This is a genomic window from Rhodothermus profundi (assembly GCF_900142415.1).
In the GTDB taxonomy this organism is placed as follows: domain Bacteria; phylum Bacteroidota; class Rhodothermia; order Rhodothermales; family Rhodothermaceae; genus Rhodothermus; species Rhodothermus profundi.
In genome coordinates this window covers 681,277-707,295 of sequence record NZ_FRAU01000001.1, presented here as the reverse complement: position 1 = coordinate 707,295, position 26,019 = coordinate 681,277, and the positions used below count along the sequence as shown (strand labels likewise).

The window sequence follows — 26,019 nt, the reverse complement described above, 5'->3', positions numbered from 1 at the left end:
GAAATGGCGCATCGGTTGAAGGGTGCTGCGGCGAAAGGCATGAGGGCACGCTGGAGGCTGTCGAAAGGCCGGGACGCTCCGGGCAACTGCCTGCCAGATGGGCGGCCGGAAAGCAAGGCGGCACGTTCTTTCTCTCCGACTATCGGCCAGCGTGCATGCAGGATCGTGGTGTGGTCGGCAAGAAGATCCCGCAGGTTCGACAGGGCTGCCTGCGAAGCGCCGGCGCCGTGTTGTTTCCGGGTACGCCACTTCGCTTTGCGCCGTGGCTTGCTACGAACCGGCACGCGTCGCAGACAGGAACGCAGGGACTTTTCTTGAACACACCCCTTTAAGTCACACGCACGGTTTGCCGATTTTTCAAGGAACGGGTTGTGCAGGAACGCGATCGCGTCGTATCTTTAAGGCCACGATGCGGCACGTTGCGTATCATAGCGCCCACTATTATGGCTGGTGGTGGTTTACCCCCGCCGTGGTGGGCCGCGCACGTGCCTGATGATGCATCCTGTACGGGAAACAAGACGGCCCACCGCAAGCTTCGCGGTGGGCTTTTTTGTTAGGGAGATGACGTTCGAGACCTTCCACCGATTAATTGAGACGCATCGAGCAGACGGCCACGCGCATCTGTTCGTGCCCGTCTTTCGGCGCGTGGGCGCGGATCTGCTGACGCCGGTTTCGGCCTTTCTCCGGCTCCGCAGCATGGCACCGGATGCATTTTTGCTGGAAAGTGTGGAGGGAGGGGAAAAGCTGGGACGCTATTCTTTTCTGGGAGCGCGGCCCTACCTAAGGGTAGAAGTGCGCGGGGAGCGAGTTGTGCTGCACCATCCCGACCGGTCGGAGAAGAGCGCGACCGACTTCTTTACCACAATGCGCCAGTTGCTTCGGCGCTACCATCCGGTCAGCGTGCCGGAGCTGCCGCGTTTCACAGGAGGGGCGGTAGGCTATCTGGGCTACGATATGGTCCGGCAACTGGAGCACCTGCCTTCTCCTCCACCCGATGACCTGGAGCTGCCGGATGCCCGCTGGAATTTCTACGATACGGTGGTGGCGTTCGACCACGTGCGCCATCAGCTCGTGCTCATGGCCGGGGTTTTTGTCGAGCCCGACACGGAGCTGCACGCTGCCTATGACGAGGCGGTCGCCCGGCTGGATATGCTGAGCGACATGCTGGCGCAGGCGTCGCTGGAAGTGCCGGAGCCGGTCGCGCTTCCTGCCGCGCCCCTTACGTCCAACTTTTCACGCAACGCCTTCTGCGAGGCAGTTTGCCGGGCCAAGGAGTACATCTATGAGGGGGACATCTTTCAGGTGGTTCTCTCACAGCGATTTGCCATGCCCTATACGGGCGACCGCTTCAATCTATACCGGGCTCTCCGGCAGGTCAATCCGTCGCCTTACCTGTTCTACATCGACTTCGGGGATCTGGCGCTGATCGGCTCGTCACCGGAAGTGCTGGTGCGCGTTGAGCACGGGCGGGCCGAAGTGTTGCCCATTGCCGGGACGCGGCCGCGGGGCCGCACGCCTGAGGAGGATCAGGCGCTGGAGGCCGAGCTGAAAGCCGATCCCAAGGAGCAGGCAGAGCATCTGATGCTGGTCGATCTGGGCCGGAACGATCTGGGCCGGGTCTGTCGCTTCGGCACCGTCCAGGTGGATCGGTTCGCCTTTGTCGTGCGGTACTCCCACGTAATGCACCTGGTCTCGCTGGTGTCCGGGGAGCTTGCGTCTGGCTACGATGCGCTTGATGCGCTGGCTGCCTGCTTTCCAGCCGGCACGGTCAGCGGCGCGCCCAAGGTGCGGGCCATGGAGATCATCGACGAGCTGGAGCCCACGCGCCGGGGCGTCTATGCCGGGGCAGTCGGGTACATGGATTTTTCGGGCAACCTGGACACCTGCATTGCCATCCGCACCATGGTGGTCCGCAACGGCACCATCTACATACAGGCCGGGGCGGGCATCGTGGCCGATAGTGAGCCCGAACGGGAGTACGAGGAAACCGTTAACAAGGCCCGGGCGCTGGTCGAGGCCATGCGCGTCGCCGCGTCCGGTTTGTTATAAAGGTAACCAAACCCTGCACCGACCATGGTTTCGCTGAAAACATTGATTTTCAACAAGGGCGGCATTGGAAAGTCGCTCTCCCGCCAGGAGACTGTTGAACGAATCAATCCGATCATTCGCGAGCATATTGCCTTGAACCATCAGCACGACTATGTGATTCGCACGATTGGCGAGGCGGAGATTGCCGAACGGCTGGAGCAGTTTCAGAAGATTGCCCGGGTGGACGTAGGGAAGCTGGCCGAGGTCGTCTTCAGCGCGGGCGGCACGGCCTATAGCGGGGTCGATATGGAGCCGGACGACTTCAACCTGGGCAGCGATCCGGCCGAGATGATCCACCGGCTCCTGGAGGCGGAGCAGCGCTTTCTCCAGCTTGTTACCGATGAGCTCAAGCTGAACCACCAGATTCGCACCAGAGCCACGCTGAATCTTGTGCGGCAGCACAGCGAAGAACGCCTCCGTTATCTGCAAGAAGTAGCTCGACGCTATCCGAAACCAGCGACGGCAGCAGCGTCATGAGTACGGCAACCACCACACCCGCTCAGCAGACGGCACAGCCTGGCGGTGCGGCCACGCGGACCGTGGTTGTTTCGGGCATCCAGCCGTCCGGGGAGCTGCATCTGGGCAACTATTTTGGCGCCATCCGCCAGCACCTGGAGCTGCACAGGCAGTACGAGTCGTACTTCTTCATTGTTAACTATCACGCGCTGACAACCATTCACGACCGCGAAGCGCTGCAGCGCTACACGTTCGAGGCCGCCGTTACCTACCTGGCCCTGGGCTTCGATCCCGAGAAAGCAGCGCTGTTTGTTCAGAGCGATGTCCCGGAGGTCACAGAGCTGGCCTGGATTTTTTACAACCTGGTGCCGGTCTCGATGCTTGAAAAGGGCGTGGCCTACAAGGACAAAGTGGCCCAGGGCCTGCCGGCCAACGCCGGCCTGTTCAACTATCCGGTATTGCAGGCGGCTGACATCCTGATCTATGGCGGCACGCTGGTGCCTGTCGGAGCTGACCAGAAGCAGAACATTGAGATCTGCCGCGACATTGCGCAGCGCTTCAACCGTACGTTCTGCCCGCCTGACCGGCCGCTATTTCCGATCCCGGAGCCGCTGATCCGGGAAGAAGTGGCGGTGGTCCCGGGCATTGATGGGCGCAAGATGTCCAAAAGCTATGGCAACACGATCGGCATTTTCGATGAGGGCAAAACGCTGCGGAAGAAGGTAATGTCGATCGTGACCGATTCGACGCCGCTGGAGGCACCGAAGGATCCGGAGCGCTGCAACGTGTTTGCGCTCATCAAGCTGTTTGCCGATGCGGAAACGCGCCACCGGATTGCCGAGGCTTACCGGCAGGGCGGCTACGGCTATGGGGACGCCAAGAAAGAGCTGATTCAGCTGATTGACGCGCACTTTGCCGAAGCCCGGGAGCGGCGGCGGGAGCTGCTGAAGCATCCGGACTATGTGATGGACGTGCTGCGCGAAGGCGGACGCAAAGGCCGCCAGCGAGCGCAGGAAATCATGGAGCAGGTGCGGGATCGGGTCGGGCTGCACTATGCCACGTATCGTCCGGAAACGTCATGATTCTGGTAATTGACAACTACGACTCGTTTACCTACAACCTGGTGCACCTGCTCGGGCAGCACACCCGGGATCTACACGTGGTGCGTAACGACGCGCTTACGCTCGACGAGGTGCGCGCCATGCAGCCTGAGGCGATCCTGATCTCGCCGGGGCCGGGCCGACCGGCCGAGGCCGGCATCACCGAGGCGGTTATTGCCGAGCTGGGACCCACCACGCCGATCCTGGGCGTGTGCCTGGGGCACCAGGCCATCGGGGAAGTCTATGGCGGCCGCATCGTGCATGCACCCTCGCTCATGCACGGCAAGACGAGCCGCATCTTCCACACGGGCGAGGGCCTGTTCGAAGGAGCGGCCCAGGGGTTTACGGCGACCCGCTACCATTCGCTGGTGGTGGAGCGCAACACGCTGCCTGAGGTGCTGGAGATCACGGCCTGGACAGAGGAGGGGGTGATCATGGGGCTGCGCCACCGCACCTATCCGGTGGAAGGGGTGCAATTTCATCCGGAAAGTGTGCTCACCACCGAAGGACCCCGTCTGATTGCCAACTGGCTGCGCCAGGTAAAATCCTGGCACCAGACGCGTGCGACGTCGGTCCTGCAAACGCAACGATAGACCGTCATGCAACCCTACCTGACAGCCCTGGCTGAAGGCCGCACGCTGACGCAGGAGGAGGCCGAAGCGGCCATGCATCAGATGATGCGAGGGGAAGCTTCGCCCGAGCAGATTGCCGGCCTGCTCATGGGACTGCGGGCGCGGGGAGAAACGCTGGACGAACTGGTGGGCTTTACGCGTGTCATGCGGCAATATGCCGTGCCTGTGCGCGTGGACGACCCATGCGCGATTGACCTCTGCGGGACGGGCGGTGACCGTTCGGGCACGTTCAATATTTCAACCGCAGCCGCTTTTGTATGCGCCGGGGCCGGCGTGACGGTGGTAAAGCATGGCAACCGTTCGGTGTCGTCGCAGGCCGGCTCGGCCGATGTGTTGGAAGCGCTGGGGGTGGCTATCGATCTGGGACCGGAAGGTGTCGAGCGCTGTCTGGAGGAGGTGGGGATCGCCTTCGCCTTTGCTCCGCGCTTTCATCCGGCAATGCGTCACGTCATGCCGGTGCGGCGGGCGCTGGGAGTGCGAACGTTTTTCAACATCCTGGGACCGCTCTGCAACCCGGCCGGTGTGCGGCGCCAGCTTGTGGGCGCTTTTCGGCCGGACGTAGCGGCCACCATGGCGGCTATCCTGGCGCGTCTTGGAGCAGAGCACGTGGTGGCTGTTCATGCCGAGGACGGACTTGACGAGCTTTCGCTGGCTGCCCCGACCGTTACCTATGAGTACCGGAAAGGCGACGAGGCACCCCGGAGCGGACGCGTTGCCCCGGAAATGTTAGGACTGTCGCGGGCGCCCCTGGAACAATTGCGGGGCGGCGATGCCAGCACCAATGCCCGCCTGCTGCGCCGAGTACTCGACGGGGAGACCGGACCGCACCGCGATGTGGTGCTCTTGAACGCAGCCTATGCGCTCTACGTGAGTGGACGCTTTGGAGACGATCTGCAGGCATGCCTGGAGGCTGCCCGCGAAAGCATTGATCGCGGGGCTGCCCGAAATCGCCTGGAGCAACTGATCCGCGTATCCCGCCAGGCTGCACAGGAAACAACCACGCGACAACCGGCAGCTTAAGGCTATGAACCGTGCCTTGTGCATATCGATTGGAAAGCCCGGTCTATTAGGACGGTGCACCTGCTACGATGAGCGATTTAGTAGGTATGGCGCCTACTACTGGCCCCGTCAGGGGCCGAAGGTAGCACTGCGTACGACTGCGTCGTTTCGCTGCATCATTGGCTGACCAATCGTCCACCGTAGCCTGGAGGAAGTTGCCATGACCCGCTTAGATCAGATCGCACAGACTGTCCGTGAACGTCTGGAAGAACGAAAGCGTCGCGTTCCCATTGCCCTGCTGGTAGAACGTTCGCACTATCAGAGTCCCACGTTGCCGCTGCGCCCCGCGCTGCGCTCAGAGGAGCTGGCTATTATTGCGGAGATCAAAAAAGCCTCGCCCTCCAGCGGTATCATCCGGCGAGAGCTTAACGTACCGGAACTGGCGCGTCAGTACAAGTGGCACGGCGCGCAGGCCATATCCGTCCTGACCGAGCCGGATTATTTCCAGGGCAGCCTGGAGCATCTGGAAGCAGCGCGGCGCACCGTTGACCTTCCCTTGCTCCGAAAGGATTTCATTCTGGATCCGTACCAGGTCGTCGAAGCGCGAGCCTATGGAGCCGATGCCATTTTGTTAATTGCCGCGCTGCTGGATCCAGTCCAGTTGCACGAGCTGTACGACATGGCCGTTGAACTAGGCCTGTCGTGTCTGGTCGAAGTGCATACGGAGCGTGAGCTAGACCAGCTTGACCTGGATAAGATTGAAATCCTGGGCGTCAACAATCGCGACCTGCATACGTTCGAGGTAGATGTCAACCGGGCCGTGCAGGTGCTGCGGCATGTACCGAAACGCATTGTTCGCGTAGCCGAAAGTGGTCTGCGCACGGCCGACGAGCTGGTGCATCTGCGCCGGCACGGCATTGATGCAGTGCTGATCGGGGAAGCCTTTATGCGGGCAACGCATCCAGGGGAAGCGCTGGAACGGCTGCGTCGGGAGGTGCGCCAGCGGCTGATGGCTTCTGATACGTTGCGCCTGGCCGTCTAACCAAAAAAATGTGATGCTTAAAGTTAAAATCTGCGGCATTACAAACCTGGAGGATGCCCGTTACTGTGCGGCCGCCGGCGCGGACTTTCTGGGGTTCATTCAATATCCGGAAAGTCCACGCTATGTCGCCCCTGAGGTGGCCCGGGAAATCATTGAGTGGATCCATGGACCAGAAAAGGTGGGGGTGTTTGTGAACGCCACGCCTGATGTGGTGAACCGGGCCCTTGAAGAAGTGGGCTTTACAATGGTCCAACTGCATGGCACGGAACCGCCAGCCTGGTGCGCCGAGATCGACGCGCCGATCATCAAAGCCATCCATGTGGTGCACGATGCGTCGGCCGAACAGTTGCGGGCCCTCATGGAGCCTTATCGTCCCTGGGTAACGTACTTCCTGCTTGACACACACAAAACAAATCTCTGGGGCGGTACAGGCGAGTCGTTTAACTGGCGACTGGCCCGTGAACTCTCGGCCGACTATCCGATCCTGCTGGCGGGCGGAATTGGGGCGCATAACCTGGAGGAGGCGGTTCGCACCATGCGTCCGCTGGGGGTGGATCTGTCGAGTAGTGTAGAAACCGCGCCGGGTAAAAAAGATTTCGACAAGCTGGCGCGCTTTTTCGAGGTGTTTCACGCGCTGCGCAAGCAACTGGAAGCGGAGGCTATGGAGTAAGGCCGGGAAAGGGCAACAGGCGCGCCAGCGAGAACCCAGATGTCGGGGTGGCATGCCTTGCCCATTTACGGATGCGTGCAGAGGTGCATGTCACGCCAGTGGATAGCGTTCTAGTGGCGTAGGACGTCGATCCTGTAATACTCAGGGAGCGGCGAGCCAGGTGCCCGGCCGGTTGCTCCATACAGACCCTGGATTTCGTAACACGATGGCGACTGCGAAGCTTGAGCCCCTGGAGACCTACAATGCACCGGATGCCAGTGGTCATTTTGGCCCATATGGCGGCGCCTTTGTGCCCGAGACGTTGGTACCGGCGCTTGAGGCGCTGAAGGCAGCTTATGCCGAAGCACGACAGGATCCGGCCTTCTGGGCGGAATACCACGCGTTGCTTCAGGAATACGTAGGCCGGCCTACGCCGCTGACGTTTGCACCCCGGCTCAGCGAAGCGCTGGGAGGCATGCAGGTCTATCTGAAGCGGGAGGATCTATGCCACACGGGCGCCCACAAGATCAACAACACCATTGGCCAGATTCTGCTGGCCCGGCGCATGGGCAAAACGCGCATCATCGCCGAAACAGGAGCCGGACAACATGGCGTGGCAACGGCCACGGTGTGCGCCCGCTTTGGCATGGAGTGCGTCATATACATGGGAGCCGAAGACGTCGCGCGCCAGCATCTGAATGTGCTGCGTATGCAGCTACTGGGCGCTGAGGTGCGTCCCGTCGAGAGTGGAAGCCGTACGCTCAAGGATGCGACCAATGAAGCCATCCGCGACTGGGTAACAAATGTGCACACGACGTTCTACCTGATTGGCTCGGTCGTGGGCCCCCATCCATACCCGATGCTGGTGCGCGATTTTCAACGCGTGATCGGTGACGAAGTGCGACGGCAACTGGCCGAGCATATCGGCCGCGAAACGCCTGACGCGCTGGTGGCCTGTGTGGGAGGTGGCTCTAACGCCATGGGGCTTTTCTATCCCTTCCTGAACGACCAACAGGTGCGACTGTACGGGGTCGAAGCAGCCGGTGAAGGACTCGACCGCCGACACGCCGCCACGCTCACCTGCGGGCGCCCCGGCGTCCTGCACGGAGCCATGAGCTACCTGCTGCAGGACGACGACGGCCAGGTACAACTGGCCCATTCTATCTCGGCCGGACTGGACTATCCCGGTGTGGGACCCGAGCACGCCTATCTGAAAGATCTGGGACGGGTGACCTACGTAACGGCTACCGACCAGGAGGCGCTCGAAGGCGTGCGCCTGCTGGCCCGCACCGAGGGTATCATTCCGGCGCTGGAAACGGCTCATGCGCTGGCCTTCCTGCCCCGCCTGGCGCGTGAGCTGGGACCAGATGCTGTTGTGGTAGTCAACCTGTCCGGCCGGGGCGACAAAGACATGGAGACCATTGCACGGTATCAGGGGAGTGATAACCAGAAAAACATGGCATAACCTCAGTAGACCACAGCAAACACAAGCAGTGGTAACACGGCCACGCGCCTGCAGGACGCGGTAGCCTCGACCATTATTGGCCATGGCGTCACAATACAACCCTGACCGGCATCACCGGCGTTCGATTCGACTACAGGAGTACTTGGCCATCCGGCCCGGGGGCGATTTGATCACCCTGTGCACCTGCCGCCGGAACAGAACAACTGGCCTGTTCGGGCCCAACCATCGTGCGTTCCAAGAGGGCGGCCGCACCGGTCCAGGTCGGTTGGCGACGCCGGACGCCAACGGAGGCTGTCTGGCAACTTACCATTGCAGAGAACCCTACTGGTGCCAGGATCGGTATCCTACCAGCTAATGAACAATATGAGCGATCGCCTGCAAGCAATGTTTGATGCGCTGAAGGCCCGTGGAGAGAAAGCCATGGGCCTGTTTCTGACGAACGGTTTTCCCGATCCGGAAAGCACGCGTCCACTGCTGGAGGTCATCGACGAAGCCGGGGCAGACTTCATTGAGCTGGGCATGCCGTTTAGCGATCCGCTGGCCGAAGGCGTGCCGATTCAGCGTGCCAGTGAACGCGCGCTTCAGCATGGCGTGCGCCTGACCGATGCGTTTCGCACGGCCGAGTGGTTTCGGGCGCGTAGCCAGACGCCTCTGTTGCTTATGGGCTACCTGAACCCGATCTATCGCTATGGCTACCGGGCCTTCTGCCGCGATGCTGCACAGGCTGGTGTGGATGGATTGATTCTGGCTGATCTGCCTCCCGAAGAAGGCCAGGAGCTGGCCGACGCAGCCCGGGCAGCCGGCCTGGCCATGGTCTATCTGATCGCTCCGAACACGCCGGACGAACGCATCCGCGCGATTGATGCCCGGGCGACAGGTTTTGTCTATGCCGTTTCAGTCACGGGGCTTACCGGAAGCCAGCTCGCCGACCCCGCCGCAGTAGAGGCTTACCTTCAGCGCGCCCGGCGCCAGGTTACCCGCAATCCCTTGCTGGTAGGCTTTGGGATCAAATCCCATGAAGATGCCCGGCGCCTGAGCCGGCACACCGACGGATTTATTGTGGGCTCGGCGCTGATCCGGCTGGTTGAGCGGCTCTGGGATGATCCGGCGCAGACGTTCGAGAGTCGGCAGGAGACGGTGCGCCGTTTTGTACATGGCCTGAAATACGGCACGTCGGTCCCGATTTCCTGAGTCAGGGCACCTGAAGCCATGCGGCAACGTTCCACGCGCAGTATTGCCTGGCATTAGATCCTGCAGCATACCATGCCCTGGCGCTTTGCTACACGACTCTGGATGCTTGGATTGCCGCTGGTGCTTGGCTGTGGTAAGGTGGACTACCGCCCGCTGGCTATTGGCAAGAATGGAGAAATTCAGGTCGTCATTGATTCTACGTTATGGACAGGGCCGGTCGGTGAAGCCCTGCGCCTGGCGCTTGGCTACTATGTACAGACGTTGCCCAATCCGGAGCCGCTCTTTACCCTGCGGCCTATCGAGCCGCGAACGCAGGACGATCTGGATCGCATTAAGAAATTCAAGAACGTACTGTTTGTGGCCGCGCTGCGCGATTCAAGCCGCGTTTCTCGCCTGGTGCAACAGGCGTTTTCGGCCGAAGCCCTGCAGGCCGTGCGGGCCGGTTCGGCTGCTGTAGTGCCCCGGCGCGATCTGTGGCGGCGGCGCCAACTGGTCTATTTTGTTGTGGCCGAGACGGATTCGCAGCTTGCCGCGGCAATACGCCAGGCAACACCCCGGCTGCGGGCTGCCTTTAACGAGATGGCCCGGGAGTGGCTGGCGGCCGAAATGTTCGAAAAAGGCCGGCAGTTCCACCTGGAAGATACGCTCATGGCGCATCATGGCTTTGCGGTGAACGTGCAGCACGACTATGTCATTGTGCTTGACACGACGCGCTTTGTCTGGTTGCGGCGCGTGCTTCCCGACACCTGGCGCAGCCTGTTCGTGTACTATGAAGAGAATGCAGATCCGGCACGGCTGACCCCGGCCTGGATCTATGCCACGCGCGACTCGCTCACCCGACGCTACCTGCAGGGCAATGCGGGAGGCTTTGTGCAGATCGATTACCGCCAACCGCTCGAAACACGCGCTATCGACTTTCTGGGGCGCTATGGCTACGAAACCCGCGGACTCTGGCACATGGTGACCGAGTTAGCAGACGGACGGCTCTTTCCGGCCGGTATGGGCGGCCCGTTCGTCAACTATACGTTCTATGATCAGCAGAGCGGACGGCTCTACATGATCGACGGGATGGTGTTTGCCCCTGGCTTTCGAAAACGCGAGTTTCTGCGCCAGATGGAGGTCATCGCCTATACCTTCCGGACGCGCCTGGAGGCTGCGTCTACCCCTGCAACCCCTTAACCTGAACAAACCCGCCAAAAATCCTGCGTTGTTCTATGGCTGTCGAAGTCGCTACGCAGACCCAAACCCAACAGGCTGAGGAACCGCCGCGCCGCGTGTTGCGGCTGGGCCTGCCCAAAGGAAGCCTGCAGCAGGCCACCCTGGAGTTGCTGGAAAAGGCTGGCTTCAAATTCAGCATTCGGGAGCGCTCCTATTTTCCTTCGACCGACGATGAAGAGCTGAGCGCCATGCTTGTGCGGGCCCAGGAAATGGCCCGCTACGTTGAAGACGGCGTCTTTGATGCCGGCATTACGGGGAAGGACTGGGTGCTGGAGACCGGCGCCGATGTGGTCACCGTGGCCGATCTCATCTATTCAAAGCAGAGCATGCGGCCAGTGCGCTGGGTGCTGGCGGTGGCTGAAAACTCTGACATCCGATCAGTTCAGGACCTGCAGGGCAAGCGCATCGCTACTGAGGTGGTCAATCTGACCCGGCGCTGGCTGGCCGAGCGTGGTGTGGAGGCAGAGGTGGAGTTTTCCTGGGGCGCCACCGAGGCCAAATGTCCCGAGCTGGTTGATGCGATTGTAGAGGTCACCGAAACCGGGGCGTCGCTGCGGGCCAACCGGCTGCGCATCCTGGAAGTGCTCATGGAATCGAACACGCAACTCATTGCCAACAAACAGGCCTGGCAGGATCCCTGGAAGCGACGCAAGATCGAAAACATCGCGATGCTGATGGAGGGGGCCATCCGGGCCGAAAACCGCGTGGGCCTGAAAATGAATGCCCGTAAGGCCGACGTGGAAAAGATTATCCGGATGTTGCCGGCGATGCGGCGGCCGACCATTTCGCCGCTGGCAGCCGACGGGGAGGAGTGGGTGGCCATCGAAACAATCATTGAAGAAAAAGAGGTGCGCCGGCTCATTCCTGAGCTCAAACGTGCCGGTGCCGAAGGCATTATCGAATACCCTCTCAACAAGGTGATCCCCTGATCCATATCCTGAAACGCATAGCAAGCGGCAGCCTGCGCCAGCGCAGGCTGCCGCTTGTGGTTTGGAGAGGGCCCGTATTAGACATGCAGAGAGCCATGTTTGCGTTTAAAAAGGTGCTGCTAACCTGGCATGGTCGATGGGTCAAAGGAATCAGCCTGATTGTAAGATGCTTGCTTTCGCCCACAGGCTAAGATTGACGCTGATTGGAGCTATGGAAACAGTAAGCTGACTTCCGGAGGCTTCTGGCAGGGTGCCTGTTTTTTGTCTGGCTGTGTCTTCAGCAGGAAGCTCTCTGGTGCTTTCCTGACTGTCGGTAAACGGCTGCATTGAGCAGGGCAGCCGCGAGCAGCGTATCTTGCAGGTAAACCTGCAAGAGAATTCTGGCATGAGCGGCAAAAGAAAGGGACTGGCCGTTGCGTGCCTGGCCGTTGGATTGTTGCTGCCGGGATGCAGAGGGGAAACCTCAGAAGGAGTTGCTGTCGATAGCATGCTGGTGCACGTCCTGGTGGAGTTGCATTTGCTGGCAGCCCGGCAGGCCCTGGTAGGCGACGTAACGCCAGCCATGCGCGATTCGGTGCTGGCGCATTATGGGCTGGATTCGGCTGCGGTAGCGCGTCGGCTGGAAACCTACGCGCGCAATCCGGAAGCCTTCCGAAAGCTCTACCAGCAGGTGCAGCAACAGTTGATGACCGAGCACTACGGCAACGAAGCAACGCCCCGATAAGCCGGGCAGCAAGAGACCAGCGGCGCAGGGGGGCGCTTGTCGAACCGGCGATCAATCTGTATGGGACTGATTCCGCGCGTATCCCATCCCTGGAACCTGTCGCCGAAAGAGGCGCGGGCGTTGCAGCGACAGTTGGCCCGGCAGGTACGCTTTGAGGTACCGGACCGCATGGAAACGGTAGCCGGACTGGACGTGAGCGTGCGGGGCGAGCGGGGACGGGCGGCCGTGGTGGTCTGGCAGGTAGCGTCGCAGCAGGTGCTGGAGTGCGTTGTGGTCGAAGGACCGGTTGCGTTTCCGTACATCCCCGGACTGCTCAGCTTTCGGGAGGTGCCGCTGCTATTGCAGGCGTTGGCCCGGCTGCGCATCCGGCCAGACGTGCTCATGGTGGACGGACAGGGATGGGCCCATCCGCGACGGTGCGGACTGGCCACGCATCTGGGCGTGTTGCTGGATCATCCATCGGTGGGCGTGGCCAAGTCCCGGCTGACCGGGCATCACGACGAACCCGGGGTGGAAAAAGGAAGCTGGACCCTCCTGTATGACAATGGCGAGGTGATTGGGGCTGTAGTGCGCACGCGCACAGGAGTGCGGCCGGTGTACGTGAGCGTAGGGCACCGCATGACGCTGGAAGCGGCCGTAGCGCTCACGCTGCGCTGCACCACACGCTTTCGCCTGCCAGAACCAACGCGACGAGCCGACCAGCTCAGCCGGAAAAGCTTCGGGTAGCGCGGCGGCGCACCGTTAAAATCGCACTCGAAGGCGAAGATTGAAGGTGCGGGGCGTCAGACGGGTGGGAATGCGTTTCCAGATGCCGTTCTGGCCGGGAATCCAGGTATAGTCCACCGTATTGGTCATATCGAACACATTGAGCAGCTCGCCGCTCAGTTCCAGATAGACGGGGCGGCCGTCGGGCAGCCGGGTCAGTTCCAGCTCCTTGGTGGCACCCATGTCCACGCGGCGATACTCCGGGTAGCGGGCTGACATGCGGGGGCCGGGCACCTGGGCAACATAGGTGCCTACGCGGCGGCCGGGTACGGGGGGCGTGTAGGGCAGCCCGCTGCCAAAAAGAATGCGCAGGTGTAGCTTCCAGGTAGGATCGCCGGGTACATAGTCCTGCACAAAAAGCGACAGCGTGTGGCGCTGGTCGGTGGGCCGGGGGCGCCAGCCTTCGTTGTAGGCGTTCTGGTAGGCGGGCAGGAAGTGTTCGCGGGTAACGAGAAAGCCGTAGTTGACCCAGCTTTCGACGCCGGGTACGAACTCGCCGCGCACCTGCAGGTCGAGTCCGTAGGCGTAGCCGTAGCTGTCGTTCAGGCCGCTGTATTCCAGGCGGACGTTTTCGACTTCGTAGGAGATCAGGCGATCCAGGTCTTTCCAGTAGGCTTCGGCGCGGAGGTAGAGCCGCTTGCGGGGCAGAAAATATTCGGCACCGGCGACCACCAGATGAGCGCGCTGGGCCTTCAGGTTGCGGTTGAGCTGGTCGCGCAGTGGGCGTTCCGGAGAGGGCTGGCCGCGCAGTTCCTGATAGGAGGGAGGTTGATAGTAAATGCCCCAGGCGCCGGTCAGCGTGAGCACGTCGGAGGCTTTGTAACGAACCGAAAGCCTGGGCGAAAACGTCCATTCGCCGTTGAAGGCAAAGTAGTCCAGACGTGCACCCAGCGTTACCAGCAGGCGGTTTTCAGGAAGCAGTTCAATCGCATCTTGCACATAGCCACCGCTCTGCCAGGTGCCCAGGCGAGCACGAGCATTCAGGCTGTCCAGTACCACGCGCAATAATCCAGACCCAGATGGGTCAGCGCCAACGGCCACCGAGCGTTCATTCAGCCGATCTGTAAAGACGAGGTGCCGCACGTACACGCCTGCTTCAAGGGCGTGGCCTTGCGGATAGAACTGCCAGCGTTGGGCGGCAGTCCAGGTTTGCACGCGCACCTGGTTGTCGGCGGTATCTTGCTGGCGGGCTGCGCCTTCGGGCACGTGTTCGCCACTACCGGGGTCTACCTGGTAGAGCACGGCCCGGGCACGCACATCACGGTATTCGTTCTCTACGGTCTCGAAATAGGCAACCTCATGGGAGAGCCGAAAGCCCGGGCTCAGCCAGCTCGAAAGACGTGCGCCTCCGAAGTAGGTCCGGAAGCCTGCGCGTTCTTCGCCTTCGTAGTCCAGCCAGATGGATTCCAGGTTAGACGGTTGCGTCGGGTCAAAGCTGACCGTGCCAAAGTAGGTCTTGCGCGTGCCGGGATCAAGCAGAAAGTCATGACGGGCCACGATTCCTAAAAACTCCAGGGTGTACCGCGCAGAGGGGCGAAGCGTCAACGTGCCCTGTAGATCGGTATAATCCGGCTGATAGTTGCCCTTGAGTTCCTGCGTGCTGAAAAAGCGGCGGGCACGCGCCTTTCGAATTCCGAGCATCCAACCCACCTTGCCGTTGAGGGCAGAGGCGCCGGCCGCCAGCCCCGCATCAAGCAGCGACAGGGTGGCAGATCCCCGCAGAGGTTCCTGATAGGGACGTCGATAGCGGACTTCCAGGGCTGAGGAGAGCTTACCACCATAGCGAGCCGGGAAGCCTCCGGCATAAAGCGTTACCCGGTCTGTAAGCGCCAGGTTTAGCAATCCCAGTCCTTCCTGCTCGCCTTTCTGGGCCCGGAAGGGCAGATATACCTCAAAGCCGTCGATGAAGACCAGATTTTCGTTGTAGCCTCCGCCTCGGACAGAATACTGGTACGACAGTTCGTTGTTGGAGACAACACCGGGAAGCACTTTCAATGCCCGGAAGCCGCTGCTGAGCGGTGCCGGGATACGCTGGGCCGTTTCCGGGTCGATAGTAAAAACACCGGCTTCCGTTTCGACAGCCTGTGCCTCGACGGTAACATCTGCCAGTTCGACGACCTGGACAGCCAGTTGCACGTCGAGTCGGGTTGTCTGATCGCGCGCGACGGTCACAGAGTCGCGTCGCGTTTCGTAGCCAATGGCCGAGAAACGCAGCACGTAGCGACCAGCTGGCAGGCGGAGCTGGTAGCGGCCGGCCTCGTCGGTAGCCGTGCCATAGTTGGTGCCGTCAACGAGCACAGTTACGGCGGCCAGCGGGGCTCCGGTCTCCGCATCGGTAACGCGTCCGGTTACGCGTCCCCATCCTTGCGCCTGAGCAAGGGTAGCCGGGAGCAGCAGTACCAGAAACGCCAGTGATGAACGCACCATACCTCGCCCGCCTCCCCGGGGCATCATCCTGTCAGGTGTATGCTCAACCGTAGTAGCGGTTTTAGATAAATCAGGCGGGCTGATGGTTGGTTGGACGTTACCTGGAAATTATCGGCAGTGGGCAAGCGATTTCAATAGGCTTTGGCAAAGACAACGCGTTGTTTGGAGGGTTTGCCGGTGAGCATATCGCGACCTTCTTCCCGAGTGCCCAGGGCCTCAGCGTCTCGGTCAAGCGGGATACAGCGAATGGTGGCTTTGGTTTCTTCTTTGATCCGTGCTTCGGTTTCCGGCGTGCCGTCCCAGTGGGCCAGAATGAAGCCGCCTTTTTCCTCCAGCACCTCTTTAAACTGCTCGTAGGTATCGACCCGCGTGGTCATTTCGTCGCGAAAGGCGCGCGCGCGGGCCAGCAAGTTCTGTTGGATGGCTTCAAGCGTTTCGCGTACGCGTGCCGCCAGCCCCTCCTGGGGGACGGTCTCTTTAGTGCGCGTGTCGCGGCGGGCCAGTTCGACGGTGCCCTGCGCAACGTCGCGGGGCCCAATGGCGATCCGAAGTGGGACGCCTTGCACTTCGTACTCGTTGAACTTCCAGCCAGGCCGGTGCGTCTCCCGTGCATCAAGCTTGACCGTAAAGCCCGCATCTTTCAGCTCGCGCTCCATGCGCTGCGCCTGCTCCAGCACGGCCGACTTTTCTGCGTCGTTGCGGAAGATCGGGATAATCACAACCTGCGTAGGGGCCAGGCGGGGAGGCAGGACCAGCCCCTGGTCGTCAGAATGCGTCATGACCAGTGCGCCAATCAAACGCGTCGAGACCCCCCAGGATGTAGCCCAGACGTACTCCAGTTCGTTGTTTTGATTCTGAAACTTACAGTCGAATGCCTTTGCAAAGTTCTGGCCCAGAAAGTGACTGGTGCCGGCCTGCAAAGCTTTGCCGTCCTGCATGAGCGCTTCGATGCAGTAGGTCTCGACCGCTCCGGCAAAGCGCTCGCTGGGCGTCTTGACGCCCTGAATGACCGGCATTGCCATGTATTCCTCAGCGAATGTCGTGTAGATATCCAGGATGCGAAGCGCCTCTTCGATGGCCTCCTCGCGGGTGGCATGAGCGGTGTGACCTTCCTGCCAGAGGAATTCCATGGTGCGCAGAAACAGACGGGTGCGCATCTCCCAGCGCACTACGTTCGCCCACTGATTGATCAGGATGGGCAGGTCGCGCCAGGACTGAATCCAACGGCTGAACGTATCCCAGATAATGGTTTCGCTGGTGGGGCGAACGATCAGGTTTTCTTCAAGCTTTGACGCCGGGTCCGGTATAAGCCGACCGTTTTCGTCAATTTTCAGACGGGAATGCGTTACGACCGCACACTCTTTGGCAAAGCCCTCGACGTGCTCAGCTTCTTTGGCCAGGAATGACTCCGGGATAAATAGCGGAAAGTAGGCATTTTCATGGCCCGTCTCCTTAAACATGCGGTCCAGCACGGCCCGCATGTTTTCCCAGAGCGCATAGCCATTGGGGCGGATAATCATACAGCCCCGCACGGGGGAGTAGTCAGCCAGCTTAGCCGCCCGGATGACATCGACGTACCACTGGGCGTAGTCAACCGAACGTGGTGTAATAACGTCAGCCATATTGTACAGAGGTTGAAAGCAAAACAGGACACGCCAGACGCTCAGCGCCTCTCTAACGCTTCAAACACCGCTAAAGTCGAAAATGGTCTGCAATTTGGTTCTTTTTTTACCGGAAAGCGTCCGCGAATATAGGGGCGCGGGTTCTTGTTGGCAAGCCGCCAAACCTTTTGGACCACCCCGACGTTAACATCGTGAACAATCGATTAACCAGACCGCCCCGAACCATGAACCGCCTGCTGCACTCCTTGCGCATGAGGAAATCGGCCCGCGGCAGTCTCTGGAGTCTGCTGCTGGCCGGGTTGCTTGTGGGGGGATTGACGGGCTGCTATACGCAGTTGGCGGCCACCGAACGGGTTTATTATGAAGAAGAAGCAGAGGAAGCGTACGAACGTCTGCCGGACCGGGTGATTGTGGAGCGCTACGACGACGACCGTACAGTTGTTAAGGAATACTACTATTACGATCGCCCGCCGTACTACTACCGCCGCTATTTTGCTCGTTTCTATGGGGACCCCTTCTTCTACTACGACTGCTTTGACCCGTTTTATTATGACCCGTTCTATTGCGATCCGTTCTATTACGGCCCGACGTTCCGCTTTCGGCTGAGCTTCTTTTTCGGGGATCCGTTCTTACACTGGCCGCACGTGCATCACGGGTATTACTGGTTCTACGGCTTTGGATATTACTACTATAGTCCCTATTACTGGGCCTACTATCCCGGACATCTCCACTACTTTTTTGCCACGCCCTCTCGCGGTCGGGTCGCCTGGAACTATGCGCCGCGGGGGACTTCGCTGGGGCGAAGCGCCTGGATAGGGCGCACCCCACGTCTCCGAGGACGCAGCCGGTATGAGCGGGAGGATACATACGCGCGCACGCGGTCGATTGTCCGTACAACGCGAGGCACCCGGGTAGCGCCGCGACGCACGTCCACCGGCGTGGAACGACATTCCACGCAGGAGGCTACGCGGACGCGAGCGCGTACGGTGACGCGCTCGCGTGATACGCGCGTTCGCTCGGAGCGCCCCCGCGCTACGACAGGACGTTCGGTGGTAACGCGGGGTACCCGACGTTCCGGGGAGCGTACCCGCTCGACGGTGACGCGTAGACCAACACGGCAGACGGAGCGCGGTCGCTCCGCCGTTCGTCCTGAACGACGGCGGCCCACGGTGAAGCGTCCGGCCGGCAACCAGGATGCGCGGACGCGTGTGCAGCGGGCCCCGGCCAGGCGCTCACCTGACCGACCCGCACGTTCCACTCGGCGCACACGGCCCCGCGGCAACCACGACGATCGGCAGGAAATGCGGCAGTATCAGCATGAGCTGGGGGCTATGCATCGGGCACCGTCCGTGCGGGCCTTCACACCAGGGCACACCCGGACAAGGGTCCGCTCGACGGCGCCTGCACCGCGAGTGCACCCGCCTCGGCCCCGCAGCAGCCATCCTCCTGCATCTCGCATCCGGTCGGCTCCGGCGCCGCGTTCGACTCCGGCTGTTCGGTCTGCTGGGCATAGAGCTCCGGAAAGGAGCCGGGCGACAGTGCGAAGCCATGGACGGGGTGGAGCGCGGGGCAATCACTGAGCCGGCGTACCGGTGCGGCGGAAGGCTTTTCGCACAAAAGCCCGTGTGAGCGTATGCGAGCGCGGGCTTTTGTGCGGGAGGCAGCGCAGCTCACCAACTCCCTGTCATCAAGCGCAATGTAGACCATGAGGAACGTATTGCGGTATCTGTTTGGTGGATTCTGTTTGTTTATGCTGACCGCAGGACAGGTGCGTGCGCAGACTGTAGCGGACGCCTGGCGTTTTTCACAGCGGTTGCCAGGAGTGGGCGCGCGCCTGACGGCCATGTCGGGTGCCAGTGCAGCCGGGCTGGCGGACTACGGTGCCCTTTACAGCAACCCGGCAGGTCTGGGCTACTACCGCGCTTCGGAAGTGATAGGAGGATTGACGTGGATGAACGCCCGGGATGCCGCCACCTACTACGTGCCCGGCAACCGCTTCGACTGGGAAAGTGAACTGCGTGCCACCAACCTGGATCACCTGGCGGCCGTTTACAAGGTCCCGACTGTACGCGGCTCGCTTGTGCTGGGAATGGCCTATGCCCGCGTAGCTGATTTCACGCGCCGCCTTTACTTTCAGGGCGACAACAGTGCCAACTCAATCACCGACTCCTATCTTCCGTATCCTGGAGAATATACGGTAACCGACGACGGAGATTTGCAATTCAACAACGACATTCCTTTCATAGCCTATCAGGCCGGAGCCATTGAATTTCTGCCCGCAGAATATGAGGCCGGACGTTATCCCTTTTACCAGGCCGTGGCGCCTGGAACGACCATCCGGCAGATCGGGGAGGTAACTGAAGAAGGAGGGTTGCATGAGCTAAGCTTTGGAGGTGCCATTGAGGCAGCGCCGGATTTGTTTTTAGGCGTTTCGATCGGGATTGTCACGGGCTTTTATCGCTTTGAGCGGCAGTACGAGGAGGACGACTTTCGCGACGAAAACACGCCGGATCTGTACGAAGTGGCCGTTGAAGGAGGGCTGCTGCGGGGCTTCGATTATCTGCGAGCGCAGGACTTCTTTGAGGCGGATCTGCAGGGATTCAGTGTGCGGGCTGGGCTCTCGGCGCGGCTTTCGCCGAGCTGGCGATTGGGCGCAAGCATAGAAACACCGGTTTTCTTCTCGGTTCAGGAGGAGTACAGTACCGTGCTGGAAACTTTCTTCGATGAGGGGGGATCGCTGCAATACGGTGGGCAGCCCGGGGATGCGGGTACAGGCTCATTTGACTATGAGATTCGCACGCCCTGGCGGTTGCGGATAGGAGCAGCCTATCAGACGCGGCAGCTTTACGTGGGATTGGACCTGGAATTGATCGACTGGTCGCAACTGCGCTTTGATGCAGCTACTGATCGAAGCTTTATTCAAGAGTTGAACCGTCAGGTCCGGGACATGATGGAGCCGGTGGTGAACACGCGGCTGGGCCTGGCCTATCAACTGGGAGGAACCACCCTGTACGGTGGCCTGGCCGTCTTCCCGGATCCGCACAGGTCCGAGATTCGAGAAACAGAGACTGACCGCCAGCGCGTTTTTGGTTCCCTGGGGGCCTCAATCCAGTTGGCCGAGTCGTTCCGCTTCCACATAGGGTGGACGCAGGAGCAATTTGAGGACTATTATCAGCCTTATGGGGACGTTGAGCGGCCTCCGTTTGTGCGTGAAACGGTGCGACGAAACCGGCTCGTGATCGGATTGACGTACACGCTTCCGCCACCAAAGGCCCCGGCTATTCGTCGGCGCCGATAGGAGCACGGCTCGTGCGGTTTGCCTGGCGGCGTTGCTGCATCAGGCGGCGGTAGCGGTTGGCTGCTCGCACGTGCTCCCGAAACGTACGGCTAAAGACGTGTCCGCCTTTGCCGTCGGCCACAAAGTACAGGTAATCGTGCTGCTCCGCGTAGAGCACTGCATCGATCGCATCAGGCGAAGGATTCGTAATGGGGCCGGGAGGTAATCCCCGAAAGCGGTAGGTGTTGTAAGGGTGGTCAATCCGATAGTCAGCGAAAAGCAGGCGACGTTTCTTTCCTTCCCGTTGCAGGATGGCGTATTGAACGGTAGGATCAGCCTGTAGGGGCATGCCCCGGCGCAAACGGTTCAGATAAACGCCGGCAATGCGCCGTCGCTCTTCAGGGCCTGCTTCCCATTCGACGATAGAGGCCAGCGTGAGCACTTCGTCGATGGTTAAGCCTAGGCTGTCGGCACGCGCGCGACGCTCAGGCGTGAAAAAGTCCAGAAAGTGGCGGTGTATGCGGCGGATGACCGTGCGGGGATCGGTAAGCCAGTAAAAGAAGTAGGTGTCGGGTAGCAGACGGCCAAACAGATGGAGCGTGTCGGTGCCCAGCTCAGCCGCTAAGCCAGCGTCTTGCAGGGCAGCTAACAGCGAATCGGGAGCGCAGGCTAGCGTCTTGCAGACTACCGCTGCTACCACTTCAGGGCGTGAGCCCGGGGGAATGGTGACCCGGAGGGGCGTTTGCAGCCCTCGGCGCAGAACGCTGAGCAGGTGATAGTTGGAAACGCCTGCTTCAAAAGTATAGTACCCCGCTTTAATCTGATGCTGCCATCCGGTCAGACGAGCCAGCCAGACAAACGAAGCACGGCGTCGCAGGATACCGGCAGCCTCCAGAGAATCGACTACCTGCGCAAACGTAGCAGCTCGGGGAATTTTGACGCCGCGCGTACCCTCAAAAGCCGGGGTATTGGGAGCTAGCGCAATCCAGGCCAGGCCTCCGGTAAGCAGAAAAAGGGCCGATATGAGTGCGACGAACCAGCGTCTCATGGGTGCTCGGAGGGCGCATCCTGATATTTCTGACGTTCCAGGGCGCGCGTTTCGTCGATCACGCGTTCGAAGAGGCGGCGAACCGCTTCATTGGAAAGTGGTCCTTCGTTCGCTGAGAGCACGTTACGCAGCACCTCTTCTTCACGTTCGGGTACGTAGACCGGCAAACCCAGCTTCTTTTTGATGTAGCCGATAATGTTAGCGCAGCGGGCGCGTTCGTTAAGCAGGCGTAGGATGGCCCGGTCGATTTCGTCGATGCGTCGTCGCCAGGGAATCATGTCGGCCTCTGTGGGCGACTCCGGCAGTTCCGGGCGATGGTTCTGGGCGTGGTCAATGGCGCTGTGGAGCAGTTCAAACGACATGGTATTAAAGTCGCCAGATGTTAGATAGACAGTGCAGGGACTGCTGCCAGCGTGAGCGGGCTTTGCAGACCCGCCTGTGCTTTAAAGTAGCCGGTAACAGCGATCATCGCTGCGTTGTCCATGCAGTAGGCCAGGGGAGGAATATACAATCGAACATTCAGTTCCTCGGCTAGCCGCTGGGCGGCGGCGCGCAACGCTGAGTTGGCCGAGACGCCTCCCACAATGGCAACATGTCGGAGTCCTGTGTCGCAGATAGCGCGGCGGAGCGTCTCCATTAGCACATCGACAACAGCCTGCTGAAAGGAGGCGCAGAGGTCTGCGCGATGCTGTTCGAGCAGTTGCTCCCGTTCTTTTTCTGGCAGCCGGTTGAGGTAGTACAGCACAGCCGTCTTCAGGCCACTGAACGAAAAGTCATAGCCTTCCAGCCGCGGACGCGGAAAGGCTACAAAATCCGGCTTGCCTCGGCGGGCCAGGCGGTCGATTTCCGGGCCGCCTGGATAGCCCAGGCCCAGCAGGCGGGCGACTTTGTCAAAGGCTTCACCGGCGGCATCGTCACGCGTGCGCCCCAGGAGTGTATGGCGGAAGCCCTCGTCAACGCGCATCAGTTGCGTGTGTCCGCCTGAAACAATCAGGCATAGATAAGGAAAGGGGGGAGATGGTGGTTCAATAAAAACCGAATAAATATGCCCTTCTAAATGATTGACGCCGATCAACGGACGCCCCAGGCCAAGCGCAAAGGCCTTGGCAAAGCTCAGGCCTACCAGCAGCGAGCCAACCAGCCCGGGGCCGTAGGTGACGGCGATAGCGTCGAGGTCCCGAGAGGTCAGGTTCGCTTCCTGCAGCGCCTGACGGACGACCGGCACAATGCGGCGCTGATGGTCCCGCGAGGCTAGTTCCGGTACGACACCCCCGTAGCGGCGGTGCGTCGTTTGCTGCGAGGCGACGACGTTCGCGCGCAGGCGTCCTTCGACGACCACGGCCGCCGCCGTGTCGTCGCACGACGTTTCAATACCCAGAATAACACGAGGCAAAGCCACGGCAGGGTAATTGCTTAAGCAGCGCGTTGAGCTGAAAGGCATGCAGGAAAAGACGAAAGGTTTCCGCTCGGGCAACAATTGATGCGCCGGACCGTTCTTGACAATGATGACCGGATCGTGTACACTATACCCTTGCAACGCTCCTAACTTCAGGAAAAGCTATGCGTAAGATATTCCTGCTAATCGGCTTTGTGATCTTACTGGGCGTTACCGTTCCGGCTCAGGCCCAGTTGCGCGCCGACGTTTCTTCGGCGGTGCAGCGCGCTCCGATGCGGCTTTACAATCCGGGCACCGGGTTTTCGCTGAGCGACCTGTTTAGCCCGAAGCATTTCCGCATGCAGCACTCCTATGAAATGAGCATGGGTACCTTTGGTGGGGCCAGCTATTCGCTGGGTATCTACACGAACTCTATGCTCTGGCAATTCAGTAACAAGCTGGCGGCTCGCGTGGACATAGGGATCGCCCATTCGCCTTTTGGGGGCAGTCTGGGATTGAACCGACGTCCGCAGATTTTCTTGCGGAATGCAGAGATTGCCTACCGGCCGCGGGAGAATATGCTCTTTCAGTTGACAGTGCGGCAGAGTCCGTATGGCTACTTCATGGCACCGTACGGCTACTATCCGTTCCGAGGTGCACGGGGAGCCTGGTTCTGGAACGACCGGTGAGGGGCGCAGGCGCCCATGCTGATGGTGCGCTATGGCAAAGAAGATGAGGCGCAGGACGAAAGGGCGTCCCAGAAGGCTTGAAAATGCATTGCTTATTTTCCTGATCGGGAGCGTTGGGATTTTGCTGTATGCCCTGGGGGTGCGCTTGCTGGCGCCGCGTGTTGATCCGGTCCGAGAAAAAAATCCGGCACGTCTGGTAGGGGACATTATCCAGCTAGAGGTGCGCAATGGGTGTGGGGTGGACGGTGTAGCGGCGCAGGCGACGCGTTATTTACGCCGACACGGATTTGACGTGGTTGAGGTAGGAGACCACACCTCATTCGACGTGCCGTATTCGCTGGTTATTGATCGCGTAGGTGATCTGGAAGCTGCCCGCAAAGTAGCGGCTGTGCTGGGCATCCCCGAAGATCGGGTGCGTCAGCAAATTCGTCCGGATCTCTTTCTGGATGCGTCCGTCATTATTGGAAAGGATTACGCGCAACTGGCACCGTTTAGAAATCAATTGGACTAAAACAAGGAGGAATGGCTCAGCTTCAGACAGTATCGCCGTTAGACGCTCAGCAGCGCGTGCGTTATCCGTCTCGCGTGCTGGCGCGGCATGCCGTTGATGCGGCTCTGGAGAAGAAGGCGCAGGACCTGGTCGTCATAGACATGCGCCAGGTTAGTGGGGTGGCCGACTACTTTGTGCTCTGCACCGGCCAATCGGATTTGCAGATTCGTGCCATTGCTGAGGCGATTGAGGAGCGGATTGAGCAGTGCTGCCAGGAGCGTCCCTGGCATGTGGAGGGGCGGGAGCACCTGCAGTGGGTGGTACTGGATTACGTGGATGTCGTGGTGCACATCTTCACGCCCGAAAAGCGGGCTTTTTATAACCTGGAGCGGCTCTGGGGGGATGCGCCCCAGGAGCAGGTTACCGAAGATCGTACGGGGGCCGAGGTGCAGCTCCTTAAGGAGCCGATTGCGACAACAGGCTAGTGGGCATTTGCCGGGGCGATGCGATGGAAGTACGGGGTGATAGGACTGGCGCTGCTAAGTGCCTGTGTAAGTCCCCGCCTGCTAGCTCCTGACGATCAGTTCGGGCATCGCTATGCGAAACGGGCACCGGACGGTCGGGTAACGCTGACGCTGACGTTACCTGATTCAGCCGTGGCGTACTGGCGCTATCCAGTCCCGATTGATACCATTCACGTACGTCCGGCTCCCTTTCACGGGACGAGGAATACAGTTCCCGTCGAATTACTTATCAAGGGAAGTCTGCCAGATGCCTGCTCCGAGCTAGATGCCGTGACGCAACAGCGGGCCGGCACCCTGCTGCGGATTCAGCTCTGGATGCGTCGGCCTCAGCGCAAACGGTGTCGGCCGGTGGTGCGTCCTTTTCGCTTTTACTTGATGCTGGCAGACCGCTTTGCGCCAGGCAGCTACACGCTGAAGCTCAACGACCGCGTCTTTACCTTTGAAATTCACAAGCCTGAAAAATAACCGAACGGGAAACGCTCCGGTGCAAACAACGTAGCCGAAGCAACCGGTAACCGACAACAACTGCAGGAAAATGGCGCGAACTTTTCTTGTGCTGGGCGCCGTGCTAGCGGGCCTTGCAGTTGCGCTGGGTGCCTTTGCAGCCCATGGGCTGGCGCCGAGGGTTACGCCTGAGCGCTTGCATACGTTTGAAACGGCCGTGCGCTACCAGATGTACCACGCACTGGCCTTGCTGCTGACAGGATGGCTGCTGCATCAACTCAACGCTGCTACGCTGACCGTGGCCGGATGGTGCTTTTTGGCCGGAATCGTACTATTTTCCGGCAGCCTGTACGTCCTGGTACTGGCCGACGCCTCTTGGCTGGGAGCGCTGGCACCTCTGGGCGGAGCGGCCTTTATGCTTGGGTGGGGCGTGCTGGCCTGGGGACTCTGGCAAGCGCTTCGCGTTTAGCTTACCTCGTCCTCCTCGAACAGAAGCGTAATGCTGGGGAGCAAGTCGTGCTCGCGAGCAAGCGCCAGCAGGGCTTCCGCCGCCGCCTCGGGAGTGTCGTAGACCCCGTATTCCTGGAAGTCAACGGCTAAGGCGTAGCCCACCTCCTCATCGACCGCTCCTTGCTCCCACGCTGTCGCCTCTTCGATTGTAAAATGCCCCTCTTCGGGGACGTAAGAGGCGATGAAGCGCTCCCGGCCCTCGCGCGGGTCAATCAGGCTGAGATTGCCCAGTGCGCCGTACTCTTCGTCATAAAAGAGGGCCTCGGCGATCAACTGGCGCGTGAAGTGATCAAGGTCAAAAGCTGCCATAGCCAGCCTGTGCAGGTTGACGAAGCGATGCTCAGACAACCGAAAC

26 protein-coding genes are annotated in these 26,019 nt (G+C 60.5%); 20 read left to right on the top strand and 6 right to left on the bottom strand.

The annotated features are described in order from the left end of the window. Positions 1-561: 561 nt before the first annotated feature. The 13 genes from trpE to nfi all read left to right on the top strand — a co-directional run bounded on the left by trpE (position 562) and on the right by nfi (position 13,219). Positions 562-2,049 carry an anthranilate synthase component I gene (gene trpE, locus BUA15_RS03075; RefSeq protein ID WP_072714466.1) on the top strand — a complete coding sequence of 496 codons (1,488 nt, stop codon included), beginning with the start codon at positions 562-564 and terminating at the stop codon, positions 2,047-2,049. 24 nt (positions 2,050-2,073) lie between these two features. After that, a complete protein-coding gene (locus BUA15_RS03070) occupies positions 2,074-2,565 on the top strand; it encodes a hypothetical protein (protein ID WP_072714465.1) in 492 nt (163 codons plus the stop codon). Further along, a complete protein-coding gene (gene trpS / locus BUA15_RS03065) occupies positions 2,562-3,626 on the top strand; it encodes a tryptophan--tRNA ligase (protein WP_218587556.1) in 1,065 nt (354 codons plus the stop codon). Before BUA15_RS03070 ends, trpS begins: the two co-directional genes overlap by 4 nt. After that, complete coding sequence (locus BUA15_RS03060) at positions 3,623-4,237, top strand: anthranilate synthase component II (RefSeq protein WP_072714464.1); 615 nt, start codon at positions 3,623-3,625, stop codon at positions 4,235-4,237. Before trpS ends, BUA15_RS03060 begins: the two co-directional genes overlap by 4 nt. Positions 4,238-4,243: 6 nt before the next feature. Beyond that, entirely contained in the window at positions 4,244-5,296 is a 1,053-nt protein-coding gene (gene trpD, locus BUA15_RS03055; protein WP_072714463.1) for an anthranilate phosphoribosyltransferase, read from the top strand. A 199-nt stretch (positions 5,297-5,495) separates the two neighbouring features. After that, positions 5,496-6,317 carry an indole-3-glycerol phosphate synthase TrpC gene (gene trpC, locus BUA15_RS03050; protein ID WP_072714462.1) on the top strand — a complete coding sequence of 274 codons (822 nt, stop codon included), beginning with the start codon at positions 5,496-5,498 and terminating at the stop codon, positions 6,315-6,317. Between the two features lie 10 nt (positions 6,318-6,327). Further along, positions 6,328-6,987 (top strand): phosphoribosylanthranilate isomerase, encoded by a 660-nt coding sequence (locus tag BUA15_RS03045; protein ID WP_178139371.1) that lies wholly within the window; start codon positions 6,328-6,330, stop codon positions 6,985-6,987. A 205-nt stretch (positions 6,988-7,192) separates the two neighbouring features. After that, on the top strand, positions 7,193-8,431 hold the full coding sequence (gene trpB, locus BUA15_RS03040; RefSeq protein WP_072714460.1) for a tryptophan synthase subunit beta: 1,239 nt from the start codon (positions 7,193-7,195) through the stop codon (positions 8,429-8,431). Between the two features lie 363 nt (positions 8,432-8,794). Continuing rightward, complete coding sequence (trpA, locus tag BUA15_RS03035; RefSeq protein WP_072714459.1) at positions 8,795-9,622, top strand: tryptophan synthase subunit alpha; 828 nt, start codon at positions 8,795-8,797, stop codon at positions 9,620-9,622. 72 nt (positions 9,623-9,694) lie between these two features. Further along, positions 9,695-10,801 carry a DUF4837 family protein gene (locus BUA15_RS03030; RefSeq protein ID WP_072714458.1) on the top strand — a complete coding sequence of 369 codons (1,107 nt, stop codon included), beginning with the start codon at positions 9,695-9,697 and terminating at the stop codon, positions 10,799-10,801. Positions 10,802-10,836: 35 nt separating this feature from the next. After that, complete coding sequence (gene hisG, locus BUA15_RS03025) at positions 10,837-11,769, top strand: ATP phosphoribosyltransferase (RefSeq protein WP_072714457.1); 933 nt, start codon at positions 10,837-10,839, stop codon at positions 11,767-11,769. Positions 11,770-12,154: 385 nt separating this feature from the next. Then, on the top strand, positions 12,155-12,493 hold the full coding sequence (locus tag BUA15_RS03020; RefSeq protein WP_245771898.1) for a DUF4296 domain-containing protein: 339 nt from the start codon (positions 12,155-12,157) through the stop codon (positions 12,491-12,493). 60 nt (positions 12,494-12,553) lie between these two features. Beyond that, the gene (gene nfi / locus BUA15_RS03015) at positions 12,554-13,219 is read left to right on the top strand and encodes a deoxyribonuclease V (protein WP_072714456.1); all 666 of its coding nucleotides are present in this window, start codon (positions 12,554-12,556) and stop codon (positions 13,217-13,219) included. A 15-nt stretch (positions 13,220-13,234) separates the two neighbouring features. On the opposite strand, the gene BUA15_RS03010 is transcribed toward nfi, so the two are convergent. Beyond that, positions 13,235-15,685 carry a TonB-dependent receptor gene (locus tag BUA15_RS03010; protein WP_072714599.1) on the bottom strand — a complete coding sequence of 817 codons (2,451 nt, stop codon included), beginning with the start codon at positions 15,683-15,685 and terminating at the stop codon, positions 13,235-13,237. Positions 15,686-15,816: 131 nt separating this feature from the next. Next, positions 15,817-17,307 (bottom strand): proline--tRNA ligase, encoded by a 1,491-nt coding sequence (gene proS, locus BUA15_RS03005; protein WP_072714455.1) that lies wholly within the window; start codon positions 17,305-17,307, stop codon positions 15,817-15,819. 224 nt (positions 17,308-17,531) lie between these two features. Here proS and BUA15_RS03000 point away from each other — a divergent pair, with 224 nt between their 5' ends. Together BUA15_RS03000 and BUA15_RS02995 are read left to right on the top strand one after the other, a co-directional pair. Next, a complete protein-coding gene (locus BUA15_RS03000) occupies positions 17,532-18,887 on the top strand; it encodes a hypothetical protein (RefSeq protein WP_072714454.1) in 1,356 nt (451 codons plus the stop codon). 125 nt (positions 18,888-19,012) lie between these two features. Further along, positions 19,013-20,605 (top strand): OmpP1/FadL family transporter, encoded by a 1,593-nt coding sequence (locus BUA15_RS02995; protein ID WP_072714453.1) that lies wholly within the window; start codon positions 19,013-19,015, stop codon positions 20,603-20,605. Here the strand turns inward: BUA15_RS02995 and mltG are convergent. From mltG to tsaD, 3 genes are read right to left on the bottom strand one after another with little or no spacing between them, the layout of a single operon-like run. After that, positions 20,586-21,632, bottom strand: a complete 1,047-nt coding sequence (gene mltG, locus BUA15_RS02990; protein WP_072714452.1) for an endolytic transglycosylase MltG — start codon at positions 21,630-21,632, stop codon at positions 20,586-20,588. The two genes, BUA15_RS02995 and mltG, sit on opposite strands and share 20 nt — an antisense overlap. Further along, positions 21,629-21,994: a chorismate mutase gene (gene pheA, locus BUA15_RS02985; protein ID WP_072714451.1), complete on the bottom strand. Its 366-nt coding sequence runs from the start codon at positions 21,992-21,994 to the stop codon at positions 21,629-21,631. Before pheA ends, mltG begins: the two co-directional genes overlap by 4 nt. Positions 21,995-22,014: 20 nt before the next feature. Then, the gene (gene tsaD / locus BUA15_RS02980; RefSeq protein ID WP_218587559.1) at positions 22,015-23,025 is read right to left on the bottom strand and encodes a tRNA (adenosine(37)-N6)-threonylcarbamoyltransferase complex transferase subunit TsaD; all 1,011 of its coding nucleotides are present in this window, start codon (positions 23,023-23,025) and stop codon (positions 22,015-22,017) included. Between the two features lie 167 nt (positions 23,026-23,192). Here tsaD and BUA15_RS02975 point away from each other — a divergent pair, with 167 nt between their 5' ends. The 5 genes from BUA15_RS02975 to BUA15_RS02955 all read left to right on the top strand — a co-directional run bounded on the left by BUA15_RS02975 (position 23,193) and on the right by BUA15_RS02955 (position 25,623). After that, a complete protein-coding gene (locus BUA15_RS02975; protein WP_072714449.1) occupies positions 23,193-23,696 on the top strand; it encodes a hypothetical protein in 504 nt (167 codons plus the stop codon). Positions 23,697-23,739: 43 nt separating this feature from the next. After that, positions 23,740-24,207 (top strand): LytR C-terminal domain-containing protein, encoded by a 468-nt coding sequence (locus BUA15_RS02970; protein WP_143149549.1) that lies wholly within the window; start codon positions 23,740-23,742, stop codon positions 24,205-24,207. Between the two features lie 11 nt (positions 24,208-24,218). After that, positions 24,219-24,671 (top strand): ribosome silencing factor, encoded by a 453-nt coding sequence (rsfS, locus tag BUA15_RS02965; RefSeq protein WP_072714447.1) that lies wholly within the window; start codon positions 24,219-24,221, stop codon positions 24,669-24,671. A gap of 18 nt (positions 24,672-24,689) precedes the next feature. Then, a complete protein-coding gene (locus BUA15_RS02960; protein WP_072714446.1) occupies positions 24,690-25,175 on the top strand; it encodes a hypothetical protein in 486 nt (161 codons plus the stop codon). Between the two features lie 70 nt (positions 25,176-25,245). Beyond that, complete coding sequence (locus BUA15_RS02955) at positions 25,246-25,623, top strand: DUF423 domain-containing protein (RefSeq protein WP_072714445.1); 378 nt, start codon at positions 25,246-25,248, stop codon at positions 25,621-25,623. Here the strand turns inward: BUA15_RS02955 and BUA15_RS02950 are convergent. Continuing rightward, complete coding sequence (locus BUA15_RS02950; protein ID WP_072714444.1) at positions 25,620-25,973, bottom strand: hypothetical protein; 354 nt, start codon at positions 25,971-25,973, stop codon at positions 25,620-25,622. The two genes, BUA15_RS02955 and BUA15_RS02950, sit on opposite strands and share 4 nt — an antisense overlap. Between the last annotated feature and the right edge of the window lie 46 nt (positions 25,974-26,019).